Raw genomic sequence first — 17,175 nt, forward strand, 5'->3', positions numbered from 1 at the left:
GTTCCGGCTGGTGCGAGTGGCAGGGTGCCTGCTCGGCCGGATGGTGGGTCCGAGGGGATCCCCAACCTTGGGCAGGCGGGACTCCGTGGATTGGTCAGAAGGAGAGAACCTGAACCTTGCCGCTGGTCAGACTGTAGCGGGCCCCCACCATCATGATCCGTCCCTCGGCAACGGCCTGGCGGATGACCTCGGACCTGTCGACCAGGACCTCGATGGTCCGGGCTATATGCACCGATTCGTATTCGTCAGTGGTCTCCAGGCCGGCCTCCTGAGCCGCCAGAATCGAAGTGCCCACCTGGTTGACGATTGGTGAGGGGCTGTCGTGGACGAAGGTCTCATCCAGGGCCTCGTCTCCGGGTTCGATTCGGGTCCTTCCTGTTTCCGAACGGTGGTCTTCGATGGCCCGCAGGCAGGCGGTCACGGCTCCGCAGTGCTCATGCCCCATCACCACCAGAAGCGAGATCTTCAACTCGGTAATGGCGAATTCCAGGGATGCCAGAACCGATGGGTCCAAGGTCTGACCGGCCGTGCGGACCGTGAAGAGGTCACCCAGCCCCTGGTCGAAGATGATTTCAGGTGGAACCCGGGAGTCCGAACAGGAGAGAACAACAGCATCCGGAGACTGGGCATCAATCAAAGACTCCCGTGTTTCCGCGTCCTGCCAGGGGTGTTCAGCCTGCCCTTCGAAGAAGCGGCGGTTGCCGGCCAGCATCCTGCTCCAGGTCGCGTTGGCGCGGGGCTCTCCCTCTGATGCGGGCGTGCGATTTTCGCTCATGGCGGGGACTCCTTCTGGCTGCTCTGGCATATCCCTCTATCATAGGCGGCCATCAGGGGGCTCTGTGCCGTATATCACACAGGCTGGGATGATACCCACCTTTCGGTGCCCAGTCTCGGTCGCTAGCATGGAATCGGTATCCGACCCGGCCCGTCGCCTCTTGTACGAGGTTCTGAATCTTCGACAATCCGAGGGTGTTCCGGGTGGTCGGATTGACGGTATCCGATAATTCCCCGAAAGGAACCAACCATGACGCTACTGCAGCATGAAATCACCGACTTCAAGACCCAGGCCTTCCAGAGCGATGACATCCACGAGGTGACCAAGCAGGACCTGCTGGGTCACTGGTCAGTCCTCTTCTTCTACCCCGCGGACTTCACCTTTGTCTGCCCGACCGAACTTGAGGACCTGGCCATCAAGTACGAGGACTTCAAGAAGGCCGGCTGTGAGATCTACTCGGTCTCCTGCGACACCGAATTCGTCCACAAGGCGTGGCATGAGGCCAACGAGAAGATCGCCAAGATCCAGTACCCGATGCTTGCCGACCCCACAGCCACCCTGGCCAAGGACCTGGATACGTACAACGAGGCCGAAGGCAAGGCAGAGCGAGGCGATTTCATCCTGTCCCCCGAAGGCAAGGTCGTGGCCTACGAGGTCATCTCCTCCAACGTGGGCCGTAACGCCGACGAGCTGCTGCGTCGCGTCCAGGCCTCGCAGTTCGTCTATGAGCACGGCGATCAGGTCTGCCCTGCCAAGTGGGAGCCGGGCGATGACACCATCGAGCCCAGCCTGGACCTGGTGGGTCAGCTCTGATTCAAGCGTCCTGAACGGACCATTCCAGTGAGCCAGGGGAACCTGCTCATCGGAGCGGCGCTGCTTGGCGGAGTGCATCCGCCTTTCCGGAGGGCCGGTTCCTCCGGTCGCCAGGTCGCCGTTGCGATTGAGGGGTTCCCCTTACTGTATGCACTTCATCGACAAGGAAATAAGGAACATGACGGAAGACAAGAATCTCTATGACGTGGTCATCATCGGTGGTGGCCCTGCCGGACTGAGCGCCGGGCTCTACCTGGCCCGTGCCCGGTACCGTACTCTGATTCTGGAGAAGGACGATTTCGGCGGGCAGATCACCATCACTGCGGACGTGGTCAACTACCCAGGAGTGGCCAGGACGGATGGGCGCAAGCTGACCGAGACCATGCGTCAGCAGGCCCAGGACTTCGGTGCGGAGTTCATGACGGCCGAGGCCACCGGGATTGATGTGGATGGCGACATCAAGGTGGTCCACACATCCAGGGGCGATCTGCGGACCTTCGGCGTCCTGATTGCCACCGGAGCCAGCCCCCGTAAGATCGGGTTCGAAGGTGAGCAGGAGTACGCCGGCAGAGGAGTGGCCTATTGCGCCACCTGTGACGGGGAGTTCTTCTCCGGGCGTGAGGTCCTGGTTGTTGGCGGAGGATTCGCCGCCGCCGAAGAGTCCGTCTTCCTGACCAAGTACGCCACCAAGGTCACCCTCCTCGTGCGTGAGGAGGACTTCACCTGTGACGCCTCCGTGGCCGCCGAGGCCAGGAACAACGACAAGATCGAGATTCACTACTCCACCGAGCTCCAGGGTGTCTCCGCCGGTCCGGGCGGCCTGGTCGAGGCCACCCTCCTGGACAGGACCACCGGGGAGACCAGGGCCTGGAAGCCGGCCGACCAGGGCACCTTCGGTGTCTTTGTTTTCGCGGGCTATGTGCCTCAGACCGGCCTGGTCAAAGGCGTGGTTGACCTGGACGATCACGGGTACGTCATCACCCATGGCTACCTGGAGACCTCGGTCCCGGGCGTCTACGCCGCTGGCGACCTGCGGGTGAAGAACCTCCGCCAGGTCATCACCGCCACCTCTGACGGTGCTGTGGCGGCCGTGGAGTTGGAGCGCTATGCCTCCGATATGTCCGCCCGGACCGGTTTGGTGCCGCCCAGACCCGAGAACACCCCCTATGAGAAGTCCGAAAAGGAGGCTGCCGAGTCGGCTGCTGCTTCTGGTACCTCGCCGGCTCCCGTGGCCCAGGGTGCGGGAAATGCCCCAGCCAAGACATCCGGCTTCTTTGGGCCCGATATCAGGAAGCAGCTGGATGTGGTCTTCGGACGGATGACGGCCAGGCTGATTCTGAAGCTGGAGCTGGACGACAGCCCGGTCTCCGGGGAATTGCGCACCTTCATCGACGAGCTGGTCTCCCTCTCCGACGGTCTCCTGAGCAGCCAGGTCGAGAACGCTTCGGGTGTGCAGGACTTCGACCCGGCAGGTGATCTGCCTGGTGCCCGTCCCTGCGTGCGCATCTGCCGGATTGGCGCCGATGGCGAGGCCGAGGAGACAGGTCTGGCCTTCCATGGTGTGCCCAGCGGGCATGAGTTCAACTCCTTCGTCCTGGCCCTGTACAACGCGGCAGGCCCCGGTCAGCAGGTTGACCAGGCAACCTCGGATAGGATCGATGCCATCAACGACCAGGTCGATATCATGATGCTGGTCTCGCTGACCTGCACCATGTGCCCCACCACGGTCCTCTCCGCCCAGCGGGTGGCCTCCCAGAACGGGAAGGTTCGTGCCGAGGCCTATGACCTCTCGCACTTCCCCACCCTGAAGGACCAGTACCAGGTCATGAGTGTGCCCTGTATCGTCATTCGGAAGGGCGGCCAGGAAACTGTGGAGTTCGGTAAGAAATCAGTGCCGGAGATGCTGGATCTGATTGGGGCGTAGAGACGGCGCGGCACCGGCCGAAACGCCGGTGCCGCCTACCTGCCGAGCCTCCTCTGGGGTTGTGTAAGAGGGCCATGTAGCTCAATTTGGAACGCCCGGGGCCTGCCTTTACGGCAAGGCCTATAATTGAATGTGCATCCTGAGGGATGCTTGCTGCAGGGGAGATGTGCGGACCAACTGAGCAAAGGTGGCTGGCCGATGGAGAAGTTCCTTGAACTGACTTGTTGGGCTCCCACACACTTGGTCGACGATGCTGTCGCCGGAACTGGTCCGAATGCACGCCCCTGTGTCGCCCGCCCCTGCTTCATGCGGTAAAACTGGAGCGAGAGACAATCCCGATTCGAGGTCGGCTGATGACGGTTGGCACTCACGATCGGGGTGGGATACCGGCTCATCCTGACGGAGCATGCTCCGCCCCCAATGTCGGAGTTCTCTTTTCCCTCAAGAGCTCCGCTGGAGCATGTGATGTCGAGATGGGTCGGGCATCCTGCACCTTCGAGTTCAGACAGCTCTCGGTTTTTACGGTGCGGCGCACGCGGTGTCGCAGGTTTGATGACCGCATGGTTTCACGCTGATGGACGCACACTCTCAACAGGAGATGCGCTCCTATCTGTTGCAATCCGCCCCTGGCGGCCTGGTCTCCCAAATCATCCGGCCAATGGTGGAAAATGGAGGAGACGGAGTTTCATGCAAAGGGGAGGAAACCCATCATGAGTGAGCAGGACACGACGGAAAACACGAACACTGGCCCGGCGACGGATCAGCAGAAGGGGGCTGGTACCGAGAGTAGGGGAAATCGTAAACGGCGTATCGTTGTCATCGTGGCTGCTGTGGTCTTCCTGCTGGTGGTTGCGGCTGTCGTGGCAGGTGTGCTGGCTACCAGGGAACGGCATACCGTCGCCCTGGAGGACTGTACTCGATCCGGCAAAGCCTATGAGACGAGCGTCGCTGATCTAAAGCGTAACCAGGAGCAGGCCCAGAAGGTGTTGGCGGCTACGCCCGCCCAGAATACGGCTGACCCCAAGACCCATGCGAGCCTGGAGCAGACCGCTCTGAAGAAGGCGGATCGGACCACCGTCTCCTGCGCGGCCAGCCAGAGCACGACGGAACTCAACCGGAACAAGGACAGGCTTGACAAGGCCGCGTCAGTCAACAAACGGCTGGCCCGCCTGAACAAGGACGGTGCCGCCAAGGTGGAGGCCTTGGCCAAGGCCAAGACCCTGAGCGATGAAAAGCAGGCCCTGGATGCGTCGATCAGTGCGGCTGCCGCACTGTTGGGCGACTCGGACGGGAAGGTTGCCGACAATGCCGTCAGGGAGAGCCTGGGCAAGGCCCTGGATGACGCCAGGCAGGTCAGTGGTAAGAAAGGCATCACCGACCCGAAGACCTATACGGATGCGAAGCAGGCGCTCGATGGGGCCATCAATGCCGTGAACGACTCGATTGGCCAGAAGCAGGCCGCCGATGAGGCAGCTGCCGCCCAAGCTTCCGCGGTAAGTGGGACAGGAAGTGCGTACGCAGGTGGCGGTATCACTGGAAATGGCTACACCGGTGGTGGCTACTCTGGTGGTGGCTATACCGGTGGTGGTTATTCGGGTGGTGGCACAGGTGGATATGCGCCTGGCGTTCATCTTGATTCAGGAACGGTTGTTCTTAACCCGGGTACTCCTCCGGATGCAACTGTTGAGTTTGAAGCATGCGGAATTCTAGGGACTGCCCCTCATTTTTGTTGATATAGCAGTTTGAAATGACGGGAATAGGTAGAAGTAAGAACCGGTCCGTTCAGAGTGTCTTCCTGTGGGGTATACCTCTATCTGAGGAGCTCTTGTGTCTTGGTCAACCATGGACCGGATGAAAGAATCAGCGATGTCACCGGGAGAGACGAAGACTGCACACGCCAGAACCCCAAGATTGGGAAGACAGGGTGTGTAGACCAACATCCATAACGAGCGTGGCCCTGCTCCGGAGAAATCAGAGCAGGGCCACGGAACTGCCCAGGGGGCAGGGCATCAGCCAGTGTTCTGGAGGCCGGCGGCGACTCCCGAAACGGTGCAGAGAATCAGGTAGATGAAGTCCGCCTGCTGGCTCTTGCTGAGCTCCTCCTTGTCGTTGCGCCGCCGCAGGGTTCGCAGGGCGCGTACCTGGGTGACCGATAGGGCATCCACGTAGGGAGAGCGGATACGGATGGCCTGGCCCAGCACGTGGCGATGCTGCAGGGGCCACTCGTCGCCGACGATTTGCAGAACCCACTTGCGGGTCAGCTCCATCTCCGAAAGGACCTTCTGACTCAGATCGTCACGATCACCCAGGGACAGGTACATCTTGGCGATGCGCTCGTCGGTCTTGGCCAGGCTCATTTCGATGTTGTCGATGAAGGTGCTGAAGAGGGGCCATTCCTCGTAGGCCTGGCGCAGGGTATCCAGGTCATTGAACTCCTCGCAGGCCGTTCCCAGGCCGTACCAGGCGGCCAGGTTGATGCGGGCCTGTGCCCAGGAGAAGACCCAGGGTATGGTCCGCAAATCATCCAGGGACTTGGCTCCCAGACCACGCTTGGCGGGGCGGGAACCAATGGGGAGGAGGCCGATTTCGTTCAGAGGCGTCACGATGGAGAACCAGGGAGCGAAGTCGGGGGTGTGGAGGAGGTCCAGGAAGCGCCGGTGGGCGGAATCGTCCAGCTTGGCGGCCATGTCAGAGTACTTCTCCGTCATGGTCGTATTGCGCTCTTCGACGCTGGGGGCCGACTGGAGCAGGGTGGCTGCGGCAACGGACTCGATGTGGCGGATGGCCAGAACCGGGTTGCCGTAGCGGGCGAAAATCACCTCGCCCTGTTCAGTCAGCTTGAAGCGGCAGTTCACGGAGCCCACCGGCTGTGCCAGGACCGCCCTGTTGGCCGGGCCGCCACCGCGACCCACGGCGCCGCCGCGGCCGTGGAAGAGGGTCACGTCGATGTCATGGCTCTGGGCCCACTTGGCGATGCGCTCCTGGGCGGAGTGCAGGGCCAGGGTGGCCGATACGGGTCCGGCATCCTTGGAGGAGTCGGAGTATCCCAGCATGACCTCCATCTTGTTGCCGGTTTTCTTGAGGCGGGCCTGGACCTCGGGGATCTTGATGATCTCCTCCAACACATCCACCGAATTCTGCAGATCCTCCAGCTGCTCGAACAGGGGGATCACGTCGATGACGGGAACGTCCTCGGCATGCTCGAAGGCCAGACGGTTCAGCTCGTAGACGTCCTTGACGTTCTGGGCCGACTTGGTGAAGGAGATGATGTAGCGGCGGGCCGCCTTCTGCCCGTTGCGCTTCTGAATGGCACCCAGGGCACGGAAGGTGTCGAGCACCTCGTGGGTCATGGGCTGCAATTCGCCGCGCTCGCCGTGCAGGCCGTGTTCGCGGATGTCCTCCAGGGCGCGGGCGTGGACCAGTGAGTGCTGACGGAACTCCATCTCGACCATGTGGAAACCGAAGGTCTGGGCCTGCCATATCAGGTCCTGGAGGGGGCCGTAGGCCTGGCGGACGGCCCCGGCTGCGGCCAGGGAGTCCTGGACAATCTTCAGGTCGGCGATGAAATCGTCGCAGCTGCGGTACATCAGGTCGGCGTCACGCTTGATGGTGGCGGTGAGCCTGTCGGCGATGACCAGGACCACGGCCCGGTGCAACTCCCTGTGGGAGACGACCTCGGCGCGGTCGGTCAGGCGCTCGCTCATTTCCTTCTGGTGGCTCCACAGGCTTCGCAGTTCGCTGCTGGGCGGGGTGGTAGTCGCTTCCATGGTCATGTTGCGGCCGACGGTGGAGGTCGCCTCCTGGAGGGCCTTGAGCACGTGGTCGGAGAACTTGCGGGCCACCTTGCGCGAGACCTTGGCGGTGACGTTCGGATTACCGTCCCTGTCGGAGCCTATCCAGCTGCCGGGGTGGAAGAAGGCGGGGCAGACGGGCTTGACCGTACCGGCCTTCTTGCCCAACATCCAGTCGTCGAACCTGCGGTAGACCCTGGGGATGGTCTGGAAGAGGGTGGCATCGAAGATGTCGAGGATGGTGTTGGATTCCTCCACGGGCGTCGGCTTCTTGGTTGCGATGGGGGAGGTGCGGAAGAGGGCGTCGATCTCGTTGTGGAGCAGACGCTCGTTTTCCACCCGCTCGGAACCGCCCAGTCCACGGCGAACGGCCAGCAGGTTGGCGATGCGGCGTATCTTGCCCTCGACGGCCTTACGTCGCGCCTCGGTGGGATGGGCGGTGAATACCGGATGGAACTCCAGTTTTTCCAGCAGTTCCGAGGCCTTGGCCGGACCCATCTCCTGAAGGAGTTGGCTGTAGGCGCTGGTCATTTCGTTGATGGGGTCGGTGCCCTTGACACCCAGGTCGATCTTTCCTTCGCGCTCATGCAGGACGCGCACCCGGTAGTTCTCCTCACAGAGGTTGGCCAGGTGGAAGTATGTAGTCAGAGCCCGGGCCAGGAGTTGCGAGTCCTGTATGGATGTGTCGTCAATCAGGGCGACCGCCTTGGCCAGACCGTCCTCGTCGGGGAGGGGGTCGGAGGGGTGTCTGTTGAAATGCTCGGCACTGGCCGCCACCACATCTTCGCGCAGCGAGTCGAACCGGTTGAGCAGTTCCTTGTCGAATTCCCCCAGAACATCCCGAAGCAGTCGCAGGCACAATGCCATATCCTCACCCAGTGATTGGGGAAGATCGCGCTCCTCCGGGCCTTTTGTGCCGGTACCGGACGCAACCAGGGTCGCATCCGCCGCCGTGATTTGCTGATTACTATCTGTCATCAGTCCTCCTTGCCGAATCTCCGGTTGCCCGGTCATCAACCATTCCGCGGCACCTCCGCGGTTATTGGTGGTTGGCGTTGCAGGCCCACAGCCTTCGAATTAGCGGCTCACTCTTCATTCTAGGTCGCCTACGGCATATTTGTATTTCATGGTCCATCCGGCATCCGTCACGTTGTGAATGGGTGTGGCTCGCCTGACATATGGACGGGTTTCCTGCATACAGGGTGGTTTACCTGGTCATGACCGGCCAGCGTGACGTGGGAGGGAGTATGAATGAAAGGGTGAAAACCAAGAGCAGCGGATTGCCGCATCACGATCCCCGCCGTACGGAAGCGGGTGCCAGGAGGGTCAGCAAGTACCATACCCATTCCATTCCCCTGGATATGGAAGACATCGAGCGGGACTATGACAAGCCCATCCTCGATGCCTGCATAGCGGCCAAGACCAGCCTCATAGTACGGGTGGGGATGCTGGAACTGGGGGCGGGCACCGGGAGCTTCCGTGTGCGCCAGATGATGCACCGAATCGCCTATCCGATGGGGGTCCATGTCCGGGCCGACGTGAACCTGACCGACATCGAAGCCTCCTGCACCGATGGGGTTTCGCGGATTACCGAGGTGGTCGACCTTCCCACCACCGGTGTCAATACGGAGCGAATCTGGCTCCTGGAGCACTTTGCCGACTGGCTCAGCGTCAACTGTGGGCAGAGCAGCACGTACCATGTCATGCCTTCGGTTTCCGAGGAGCTGGTCGATAATCTGGATGATCCCCACGTGTATGCGGTTGCCCGCAAGGCCTTGAAGGATCTGCTGGCCCACGATGCCGCAGCGGTTGAGGCCCTGAAGGAGACCACTGCGGAGGCGGTGGAGAACCTGGACCAGATTGAGCAGAGCCGGCTTGAGGCGGCGCAGATGGACACGATGACGGCCGTTGGTCTGGGTGCCGTCGGAAATCAGGCGGCCTCCAGCCTTGATGGGGGCGACGGGGCGGCTGAGATTACCGCCGAACATATAGAGCGGGACGAATCCTCCGGTGTGGAACCCGTCGCCGCCGATAGAGGCATTACGGTCCGTCAGGCCCATGAACGCCTGAATCTGATTGAGCGTAGAAAGCCCCTCTACTCTCCGATCTTCTACGGCTTCGCTGCGGCGGTGGCCTGCGCCGCATTCGTCTTTCTTCTTGGCGGTGGCCCATATGACATGGCGGGCGCCTTTGTCGGCGCGGGCATCGGTCAGTGGTTCCGCCGGCAGATGCTGGACCGTAGAATCAACCAGTTCTTCGCCACCGGAGCCTCGGTGATCATCGCCGCCCTGGCCTGCATCGGCACCCTACGTCTGGTCGGGTTCTTCGACCCGGTGGCCCTGAGGCACGACACCGCATACATTGGTGCCATCCTCTATGTGATTCCGGGCTTCCCCCTGGTCACCGGTGGCCTGGATATCGCCAAACTGGATTTTCCCTCGGGGATACAGCGCATCACCTACGCCTTCTCGATTATCCTGGTCGCCACCCTGGGTGGCTGGGCCGTTGCCAGGATGGTCATGCTCAACCCGCAGGGCTTCGAGCCCATGGTCCTCAACGCCTGGGTCCTTGCCGGTCTGCGTATGGTTGCGGCCTTCTGCGGGGTATGGGGATTCTCGGTCCTCTTCAATTCTCCCCAGCGCATGGCCCTGGTTGCTGCCACCATCGGGGCCCTGACCGATACGATGCGTCTGGAGATGCAGGATCTGCTCAACGTCCCGCCGGAGATGGGTGCCTTCCTCGGGGCCTTCGTGGCCGGTATCCTGGCCACGGTCTGGCGGTCATCGGTCCGCCATGGATACCTGCCGCCGGATCTGGGGTATCCACGTATCAGCCTAACCGTCCCCTCCATCGTCATCATGGTGCCCGGGCTTTACATGTACCGGGCCATGTTCTACCTGGGGCAGTTCAATACTCTGGAGGCGCTGGACTGGGCCTTCCGGGCCTTCATGGTCATCATCTGCCTGCCCATCGGACTGGTGGTGGCCAGGGTCATCACCGATAAGTCCTGGCGTTACGACGTATGAAAACAGGTCTGCGGAGCGACTTGCCGGCTCCGCAGACCTGTTGCCTGGAGGTTTCGGTCTTTTCAGTACCGCATTCCCATGGCCGAGCGGACCTGGTCCAGGGTCTCCTCGGCGATGCGTTCGGCCTTCCTGTTGCCCTCGTCCAGCACGTCGTGGATGTAATCCATGTCCTTGGACAGTTCGGCCCTGCGCTCACGGTGCGGGGCAAGGAAGGTGTTGACCGAATCGGTCACATAGGCCTTGAGGGCGCCTGCACCGGAATCACCGATTTCCTCGGCGATTTCCCTGGGGTCGCGTCCGGTTACCAGGCCGGCAGTGGTCAGGAGGGCCGAGACCTGGGGACGGTTGACCGGATCGAAGGTGATTCTGCGCTCGGAATCCGTGGGCGACTTTTTGATCAGCTTGGCGGTCTCCTCGGCGGTGGCTCCCAGCATGATGGAGTTCCCGTATGACTTGCTCATTTTCCGTCCATCCAGGCCCGGAATCTCGGGGGAGTCGGAGAGGATGGCCGCCGGCTCCGGGAAGACGGTGTTCCCACCGGCGTAGCGCTCGTTGAAACGGCGGGCGATGGTCCTGGTCAGCTCCACGTGGGGGAGGTTGTCCTTCCCGATCGGGACCACATTGGCCTTGCAGAAGAGGATGTCGCAGGCCTGGTGGACCGGGTAGGTCAGGAGCAGTCCGGTCAGGGCGTGGCCACTGGCCTCCATCTCGGACTTGACTGTCGGATTGCGATGCAGCTCGGCCTCCGTCACCAGGGAGAGGAAGGGGAGCATGAGCTGATTCTCGGATGGGGTGGCCGAGTGGGTGAAGATCATGGTCTTGCTGGGGTCGATGCCGGCCGCCAGGTAGTCCAGGACGAGGTTGAGGACGTTGTCCTTCATGTGCTCGGTGGTATCGCGGTCGGTGATGACCTGATAGTCGGCGATGATGATATTGGTATGGACCCCTCGGTCCTGCATCTGGACGCGCTCGCGGATGGAGCCGAAATAGTGGCCCAGGTGGAGACGCCCCGTGGGCCTGTCTCCGGTCAGCATCGTGTACTGTCCGGGGTTCTCCTTCAGCTTGGCCAGGACCTGGTCCGACAGCTTTTTGGCGGTTTTGAAGCTCTCGCTGATCTCATTGCCTGCCGCTGTGACCTGCTCTTCGCTCTGCATGGACCCGCCCTTGTCGAAATGCCGAAATGCCGTTGGAAATTGCTTTTATCGTAAAAGTCCGAGTAGACAAGATAAGCAGGTGGTAATCTCTTATGTGATGCAAACTTACAATCATTGTGCCTAACGTGCACGTTACCTGGCGAAGGGGGTCGGATGGGCCGCGGACGTCAGAAGGCTAAGCAGACGAAAATAGCCCGTAAGCTCAAGTATCTGACAACTGATACGGATTACGACGAGCTGGCCAAGGAACTAAGTGGCAAGGAGCCCGGTGAGGGGCCTGCCGATCCCTTTACGGTGGTCGAGGCCGAATACGGGCATGCGGATTCAGCCGAAAAGTCCTCCGACACAGTTGGTGCTCTGCCTGATACGGCGGATGCGGCATCAGCCCCCGCAGACGATGATCTGGACGATTATGCGCGCTGGGCTGCCGAGGCTGCGGCCAAGGCCACATCCGGTGAGATGCCGGTGACGCCCAAGCCCCGCAAGCGTATCCCCATTCCCGTTCCCAGCATCCTGGGGCATGGTGCCCCGAAGAAGGACACGAAGGACGCAGCCGTAAAGACGGAATCCCAGAAGGCCGGCGCCAAGTCAGGCTCCAAGGCGACCAAGACAGGCAAGAACGCCGTATCCACCAAGACCGCGGGTAGCAAGGCCTCGAGTGCCAAGGTGGCCGACAAGACATCCGCCTCCAAGACGGGTGCAACCAAGGCCAAGACCAAGGCATCCGGTAAGACTTCGGCCAAGAGTGCTTCCAAGGCCACGGCCGGGTCCGGCTCGGGCAGGAAGTCCACGGCATCCAAGTCTTCAACCAAGGCAGGCACGAAGGCATCGGGTCCGGCAAAGGCTGGTTCCAAAAAGGCCGAGTGACCTATAGGCCGGTTGCAGGGCAACCGGGTTAATCGCCTGAGGCCTTCTTGCTTTGGTGACTGTCACCTGTTTAGGTGAGTCAATCAGACCAGGGGCAGCAATTCGTGAAGGTCGTCGCGTTCGCCGACGGCGGTTATGTGTCCGACTTCTCGCTCCTCCTGCCAACTGGTTATTCCAGTGGCCAGGCGCAGCCAGACCTCCGGGTCCAGTTCGATGACATCGGGCGGGGTCAGGTTGTGGGGGTCCGAAGCCGGACCGTCCAGAATCTTGATGGCCCCCCAAGGAGCCACCCTTACCTCCACTCCTGGTCCGGGGGCCTTGATCTCCAACATATGCAGGGAGTATCGCACGGCCATGGCAGCCTGGCGTCGGGGTACTTTCGGGTCGATGGCCATTCGTGCGGACACATCATCGGGGTCGGTCAGGCCCTGCCTGATCTCCTTGGCCATATCCCGCCAGGACAGGAAATCCCGACGACCCTCTTCCACGTCAGCTTCTCGTATGACACTCATGTTCCCATTGTGGCCCAGCTGGGAACCTGGCGTGTCACCATTTCCGCCTGGCGTGGTCCATCCCCGGGCAAAACGAGTGGGAGTCCTCGTAAGAGCATGAATATACAAAAAGAGGAGCCTGTTGCCCGCACGTCCGCAAACGAAGCGCGCCGCTTCATGCTCATTGACATGAGCGGGCGGTGCCTTGCGTGAACGCTGGGTCAGGCTCCCCTCCGGCCGGAACGGTTCAGGCCGTGGCGCCTTCCTGCAGAGGGGAAATGGTGTCCGTGGACTCCTCACCCTCATCCTTGGTCAGGCCCAGGTCAACCGGCGATGAGCTGTTCTCCCAGGGCTCCTCCCAGGGATCATAATCCGGGTTCTGCTGCTTGTATATGAACAGAGCGACAACGCCAGCCAGCAGCGTGCCGAAGAGCAGAGCAAAGAACTTCCAGCCGTTTGAAGATTTGTTCTCCATGTTTGGCTCCTTTCGACGACGATATGCCGGCCTTGCCCGTTATGGCCGACTCCCTTTCCATCCTAGTGGATGGAAGCGAACGGGTGCGACGACGGGCCGATTGAAGCACGGAAAAGGCACACAGGGCCCAAGGTGCCGGGGTAGAGTGGGCACATGCTCAACGGCAAGTACACCAATCCGGGAGGTTCGGGCAGGGGGTCGAGTGGGCCCCTGGCCTACATGCGCAGGCGGTGGGGGAGCGACCTTCCCCTGGCGACGGTGGGGATTACCCTGATTTGCATTCTGGTCTGGCTGGTTCAGATGATTGCCTACCTGCTCCGGCCGCAGGATTATCTGACCGTCCTGGTCAACCGATTGGCTTTCGCCCCGGCCCTGGCCCTGCGGAGCCCGTGGATGTTCGTCACCTCCATGTTCATGCACTCGACCAATGTGACCCACATCCTCTTCAACATGATCACCCTCTGGGTGGTGGGACCGGTATTGGAGCGCTTCCTGGGGAGGTGTCGCTTCCTGGTGCTCTACCTCTTGAGCGGACTTGGCGGCGATCTGGGCTTGATGGTCTATGCCGCACTGGTTCCGAGCGGATGGAGCACGTCGGCCATCGGTGCCTCGGGGGCCCTCTTCGGGCTCTTCGGCGCCATTCTGGTGATTTACCGCCGTATGGGAATGGACATTCGATCCATGGTGATCTGGATGGTCCTCAACTTCTGCATGCCCCTCATCGTGCCGGGAATCGCCTGGCAGGACCATGTAGGCGGATTCCTGGCAGGTCTCCTCTATATGGTCGCCTTGGACCGCATCGCGGGACGGGCCAGGACCGCAAGGTCCTTTACCGTGCGGTGGATTGGCATCGCGATTGTCTTCCTGGGGGTTATTGCCGCTCTGGCCTTCCTCTGCAATATGACCAACCCCATCCCCTTCATGTAAGGAGCGCCGGCGGCAAATTACACACGTGTAATCTATCCACAACTGTTGATAAAAGTGTGGATAAGTTGCGTATAAGTCCCTGATTCTGGTGCATATGCTGGGTAAAAGTGTGGATAAGTAACCCAAAATCGTTGCAAATAGGACGATTCTGGGTTGTGTACAAAGTGTTTGTAACTACAGGGTGAAGGGTGTGGATAAGTCAAATTCCTGAGTACGGATGTGACCACGGATAGTCTGCCGGATATGGAAAACCCCGGAAGCGCAAGTCATAGAGGCTGCGATTCCGGGGCTCTCGGGAAGATGAATCGGCTCAGTGCCACCACATGGTCATCAGGAAGCCGACCAGCAGGATGCCGAAGCCGACGGCCAGATTCCAGTTGCCGATGGTGGGAATCGGGTAGACATTGCCTCGGGTGGAGGAGATGTAGTAGATCACGATCCAGATCAGACCCAGCAACATCAGGGTGACGAAGAGGGGAACGAACCAACGGGGGTTCGCCTTGGTGCCCTTGATGGTCTCTTCCACGCGCTTGGTGTTCTCCTCCTGGCGCTGGATGATACGACGCATCTGGGGGGTCATGTGCTTCTTGTCGACGCTCTGGTTGAGAACCGCCTCGACCTTGTCCATGGACAGACCGTACTCCTCGTCATCCAGGTCGTCGTCGGAGTCCTTATCGCCTGAATCGCCGGACGCATCAACATCGGTGTCTCCGGCCTTGGCCTCGGCCTCTTCCGACTTGTCTGGTGCCGACTCGGACGTGGGTTCCCCGGTCTCGACGGTCTCCTCGGCCTTGACAGGCTCCTCGTCCACCGCCTCGTCTGTGTCATGGAGCTGATGCTCTGCCATGAGAATATTCTCCTTCATTCGGTCTACTAAGACATAGTAGCGGTTAGACTCGAACGTAATACTATCGCAGACGGGAATGAGGGGCGCAATGGTCAGGAGGACGGGCAAGCACGGTGCTCGCAAGTCCCTGGTGGGTACGGTGGCGGTGGCTGTGGTCCTGGCTCTTGTCGGGTACATGTTGACTGTGAATATCCGGGTCAATAGGACCGTGACCGTCACATCGGATACGGCCGGCCTGGTGGAGGAACGTGAGAGCAAGGCCTCCGGTCTGCGCCAGGACATCAATTCCATGAGCTCCCAGATCAACGCTCTGAAAAACCTGACTGACGACAAGGACGGATCCGACTCCAGGGAGGATGCCGGGGCGGGAACGGTCCTCAAGGCCGTCCAGGGACCTGGGTTGACGGTGACCCTGAACGATTCCCCCCTCTGGCAGCAAAAGGTGGGGCAGGACGGATCCTCAGCCAATATCAACGACTATGTGATTCACCAGCAGGACGTGGAGAGTGTGGTCAACGCCCTCTGGGCCGGCGGGGCCGAGTCCATGCAGATTCAGGACCAGAGGGTCCTGCCCACTTCGGCTGTGCGCTGCGTGGGCAATGTGCTCCTCCTGCATGGAAGAAAGTACTCGCCGCCATATAAAATCGCTGCCATAGGTCCGACTGATCGCATGAACAAGGCCTTGGATGATTCGCCGTCAGTCAAGGTCTATAAGGAGTATGTGAATACGCTGGGCCTGGGGTGGAAGGTGGAGAACTCCGATAACCTCCGCTTCGCCGAGGCCACCGCGGTGCTCCAGCCCCTCCAATACGCATCAGTGGACGAGAAAGCGCAAGAATGACATCAGAAGAGCCGGGAAACGACTACGCCCCCGATTCGAGGAATGAGGCCGGGGACAGCCCCAAAAAAGGCCCCAGCAAACTGGTTTCCGTGGCAGAGATTCTGGGAGAGCTGCTTATAACCCTGGCTGTTTTCTGCGCGCTCTATGTTGTCTGGCAACTCTGGTGGACGGGCGTACAGTCGGAGCACCGGCAGTTGGAGGCCCGTGAGGCCTCCTCCTGGAGCAAACCCGCCTCCGGTGATACCGAGCGCGTGGCCCAGCCCCAGCACGGTAATCCCCCGGTCGAACCGGAATCGGCCGCCGATGGCGAATTGATGGCCCAGCTCTACATTCCTCGCTTCGGCGAGCATTGGGAGCGCAATGTCGTTCAGGGCACCTCGCCCTCCCAGCTGGCCTATGCCGGCATCGGGCATTACCCCACCTCGCAGATGCCTGGTGAACTGGGCAATGTAGCTCTTGCCGGCCACCGCGCCGGATACGGTGAACCCCTGGCCCATGTTGACGAGTTCAAGCCCGGCGATGCCATCGTGCTTCGGACCAAGAACTACTGGTACGTGTACCGCTACACCTCTTACAAGATCGTCCTGCCTGACCAGGTCGATGTGATTGCGCCCAATCCCGAGCGGCCGGACGATCCTGCCACCAAACGGATGATCACCCTGACCACCTGCGAACCCAAGTATTCCACGGCCACCCATCGCTGGGTCAGCTGGGGCGAACTCGACTACTGGGCCAAAGTCTCCGATGGTGTGCCCAGGGAGTTGATGGGGGATCAGGGGACCGATGTGCTCTTCGCCGACAAGGCCTCGACACCCCTGGTCAGGGTCGGTTCTCTCCAGACAACGATTCTGGTGCTGATTGCCGCCTACCTGGTCATCTACCTGGCCGCCCTGCTGGCCTGGCGCTATCCCCTTCTACGGGAAATCAAGAACGGGACCAGGCCCCGCCCGGTGGCCAGCATCTATGGCTGGATTCTGCGTCATCAGTCCGGCACCGCACCCATTCGCTGGATACTGATGATTCTGCTCATTCTGGTCATCGCCTGTGCCCTGCTGGAGTGGGGCTTCCCCTGGCTGGCCACCAACGTGCCCTACCTCAGGCAGATGTCCAACTACTCCGCCTTCTAAAGGTATCCTGGTCGGATTCTGGGCCTTCGACTTATGTTTCCGGTTCCCGACCGATATGCAAGCGGCTGTCCTGCAACTTGAATTGCAGGACAGCCGCTCGTTGTTTGGGAGACCCCG

At 61.0% G+C, this 17,175-nt stretch carries 13 protein-coding genes and 1 pseudogene; 8 read left to right on the plus strand and 6 right to left on the minus strand.

Going from position 1 to position 17,175, the window contains the following annotated elements; genetic code table 11:
- Positions 1–94 precede the first annotated feature (94 nt).
- The gene (locus bcor_RS00220; protein WP_162472397.1) at positions 95–712 is read right to left on the minus strand and encodes a carbonic anhydrase; all 618 of its coding nucleotides are present in this window, start codon (positions 710–712) and stop codon (positions 95–97) included.
- A gap of 312 nt (positions 713–1,024) precedes the next feature.
- On the opposite strand from bcor_RS00220, the gene bcor_RS00225 reads away from it, so the two are divergent.
- From bcor_RS00225 to bcor_RS07140, 3 genes are all read left to right on the plus strand, one after another.
- Positions 1,025–1,588 carry a redoxin domain-containing protein gene (locus bcor_RS00225; RefSeq protein ID WP_033498610.1) on the plus strand — a complete coding sequence of 188 codons (564 nt, stop codon included), beginning with the start codon at positions 1,025–1,027 and terminating at the stop codon, positions 1,586–1,588.
- Positions 1,589–1,766: 178 nt separating this feature from the next.
- Positions 1,767–3,512 carry an FAD-dependent oxidoreductase gene (locus bcor_RS00230; RefSeq protein WP_033498640.1) on the plus strand — a complete coding sequence of 582 codons (1,746 nt, stop codon included), beginning with the start codon at positions 1,767–1,769 and terminating at the stop codon, positions 3,510–3,512.
- Between the two features lie 710 nt (positions 3,513–4,222).
- Positions 4,223–5,245: a hypothetical protein gene (locus bcor_RS07140; protein ID WP_148303920.1), complete on the plus strand. Its 1,023-nt coding sequence runs from the start codon at positions 4,223–4,225 to the stop codon at positions 5,243–5,245.
- Between the two features lie 276 nt (positions 5,246–5,521).
- Here bcor_RS07140 and bcor_RS00240 read toward each other — a convergent pair whose 3' ends face one another.
- A complete protein-coding gene (locus tag bcor_RS00240) occupies positions 5,522–8,281 on the minus strand; it encodes a phosphoenolpyruvate carboxylase (RefSeq protein WP_033498609.1) in 2,760 nt (919 codons plus the stop codon).
- 269 nt (positions 8,282–8,550) lie between these two features.
- Here bcor_RS00240 and bcor_RS00245 point away from each other — a divergent pair, with 269 nt between their 5' ends.
- Positions 8,551–10,329, plus strand: coding sequence for a threonine/serine exporter family protein (locus bcor_RS00245; protein WP_033498638.1), 1,779 nt, complete (start codon positions 8,551–8,553; stop codon positions 10,327–10,329).
- A 62-nt stretch (positions 10,330–10,391) separates the two neighbouring features.
- Here the strand turns inward: bcor_RS00245 and trpS are convergent, their stop codons facing one another.
- Positions 10,392–11,483: a tryptophan--tRNA ligase gene (gene trpS / locus bcor_RS00250; RefSeq protein WP_033498608.1), complete on the minus strand. Its 1,092-nt coding sequence runs from the start codon at positions 11,481–11,483 to the stop codon at positions 10,392–10,394.
- 153 nt (positions 11,484–11,636) lie between these two features.
- Here trpS and bcor_RS07600 point away from each other — a divergent pair.
- Positions 11,637–12,020, plus strand: a pseudogene (locus bcor_RS07600) (DUF3073 domain-containing protein); the annotation flags it as partial.
- A gap of 413 nt (positions 12,021–12,433) precedes the next feature.
- Here bcor_RS07600 and bcor_RS00260 read toward each other — a convergent pair.
- Both bcor_RS00260 and bcor_RS00265 read right to left on the minus strand, forming a co-directional pair.
- A complete protein-coding gene (locus tag bcor_RS00260; protein ID WP_033498607.1) occupies positions 12,434–12,862 on the minus strand; it encodes a sterol carrier family protein in 429 nt (142 codons plus the stop codon).
- Positions 12,863–13,088: 226 nt separating this feature from the next.
- On the minus strand, positions 13,089–13,316 hold the full coding sequence (locus tag bcor_RS00265) for a hypothetical protein (RefSeq protein WP_033491484.1): 228 nt from the start codon (positions 13,314–13,316) through the stop codon (positions 13,089–13,091).
- Positions 13,317–13,469: 153 nt separating this feature from the next.
- Between bcor_RS00265 and bcor_RS00270 the strand changes: the two genes are divergently transcribed.
- On the plus strand, positions 13,470–14,243 hold the full coding sequence (locus tag bcor_RS00270; RefSeq protein WP_033498606.1) for a rhomboid family intramembrane serine protease: 774 nt from the start codon (positions 13,470–13,472) through the stop codon (positions 14,241–14,243).
- Between the two features lie 310 nt (positions 14,244–14,553).
- On the opposite strand, the gene crgA is transcribed toward bcor_RS00270, so the two are convergent.
- The gene (gene crgA / locus bcor_RS00275) at positions 14,554–15,090 is read right to left on the minus strand and encodes a cell division protein CrgA (RefSeq protein ID WP_238548556.1); all 537 of its coding nucleotides are present in this window, start codon (positions 15,088–15,090) and stop codon (positions 14,554–14,556) included.
- 88 nt (positions 15,091–15,178) lie between these two features.
- On the opposite strand from crgA, the gene bcor_RS00280 reads away from it, so the two are divergent.
- Together bcor_RS00280 and bcor_RS00285 are read left to right on the plus strand one after the other, a co-directional pair.
- Positions 15,179–15,931, plus strand: a complete 753-nt coding sequence (locus bcor_RS00280) for a DUF881 domain-containing protein (protein WP_033491481.1) — start codon at positions 15,179–15,181, stop codon at positions 15,929–15,931.
- A complete protein-coding gene (locus bcor_RS00285) occupies positions 15,928–17,058 on the plus strand; it encodes a class E sortase (protein WP_081870282.1) in 1,131 nt (376 codons plus the stop codon). Before bcor_RS00280 ends, bcor_RS00285 begins: the two co-directional genes overlap by 4 nt.
- The last annotated feature ends 117 nt before the right edge of the window (positions 17,059–17,175 follow it).

Source organism: Bifidobacterium coryneforme (assembly GCF_000737865.1).
Lineage (GTDB): Bacteria > Actinomycetota > Actinomycetes > Actinomycetales > Bifidobacteriaceae > Bombiscardovia > Bombiscardovia coryneformis.

What these genes read in the sequence shown, in the direction of transcription:
- bcor_RS00260 (WP_033498607.1), bottom strand. Translation starts at nt 12,862, where the DNA reads ATGAGTGTCATACGAGAAGCTGACGTGGAAGAGGGTCGTCGGGATTTC.
- bcor_RS00245 (WP_033498638.1), top strand. Translation starts at nt 8,551, where the DNA reads ATGAATGAAAGGGTGAAAACCAAGAGCAGCGGATTGCCGCATCACGAT.
- bcor_RS00225 (WP_033498610.1), top strand. Translation starts at nt 1,025, where the DNA reads ATGACGCTACTGCAGCATGAAATCACCGACTTCAAGACCCAGGCCTTC.
- bcor_RS00265 (WP_033491484.1), bottom strand. Translation starts at nt 13,316, where the DNA reads ATGGAGAACAAATCTTCAAACGGCTGGAAGTTCTTTGCTCTGCTCTTC.
- bcor_RS00280 (WP_033491481.1), top strand. Translation starts at nt 15,179, where the DNA reads ATGGTCAGGAGGACGGGCAAGCACGGTGCTCGCAAGTCCCTGGTGGGT.
- bcor_RS00285 (WP_081870282.1), top strand. Translation starts at nt 15,928, where the DNA reads ATGACATCAGAAGAGCCGGGAAACGACTACGCCCCCGATTCGAGGAAT.
- bcor_RS00230 (WP_033498640.1), top strand. Translation starts at nt 1,767, where the DNA reads ATGACGGAAGACAAGAATCTCTATGACGTGGTCATCATCGGTGGTGGC.
- crgA (WP_238548556.1), bottom strand. Translation starts at nt 15,090, where the DNA reads ATGGCAGAGCATCAGCTCCATGACACAGACGAGGCGGTGGACGAGGAG.
- trpS (WP_033498608.1), bottom strand. Translation starts at nt 11,483, where the DNA reads ATGCAGAGCGAAGAGCAGGTCACAGCGGCAGGCAATGAGATCAGCGAG.
- bcor_RS07140 (WP_148303920.1), top strand. Translation starts at nt 4,223, where the DNA reads ATGAGTGAGCAGGACACGACGGAAAACACGAACACTGGCCCGGCGACG.
- bcor_RS00220 (WP_162472397.1), bottom strand. Translation starts at nt 712, where the DNA reads ATGCTGGCCGGCAACCGCCGCTTCTTCGAAGGGCAGGCTGAACACCCC.
- bcor_RS00240 (WP_033498609.1), bottom strand. Translation starts at nt 8,281, where the DNA reads ATGACAGATAGTAATCAGCAAATCACGGCGGCGGATGCGACCCTGGTT.
- bcor_RS00270 (WP_033498606.1), top strand. Translation starts at nt 13,470, where the DNA reads ATGCTCAACGGCAAGTACACCAATCCGGGAGGTTCGGGCAGGGGGTCG.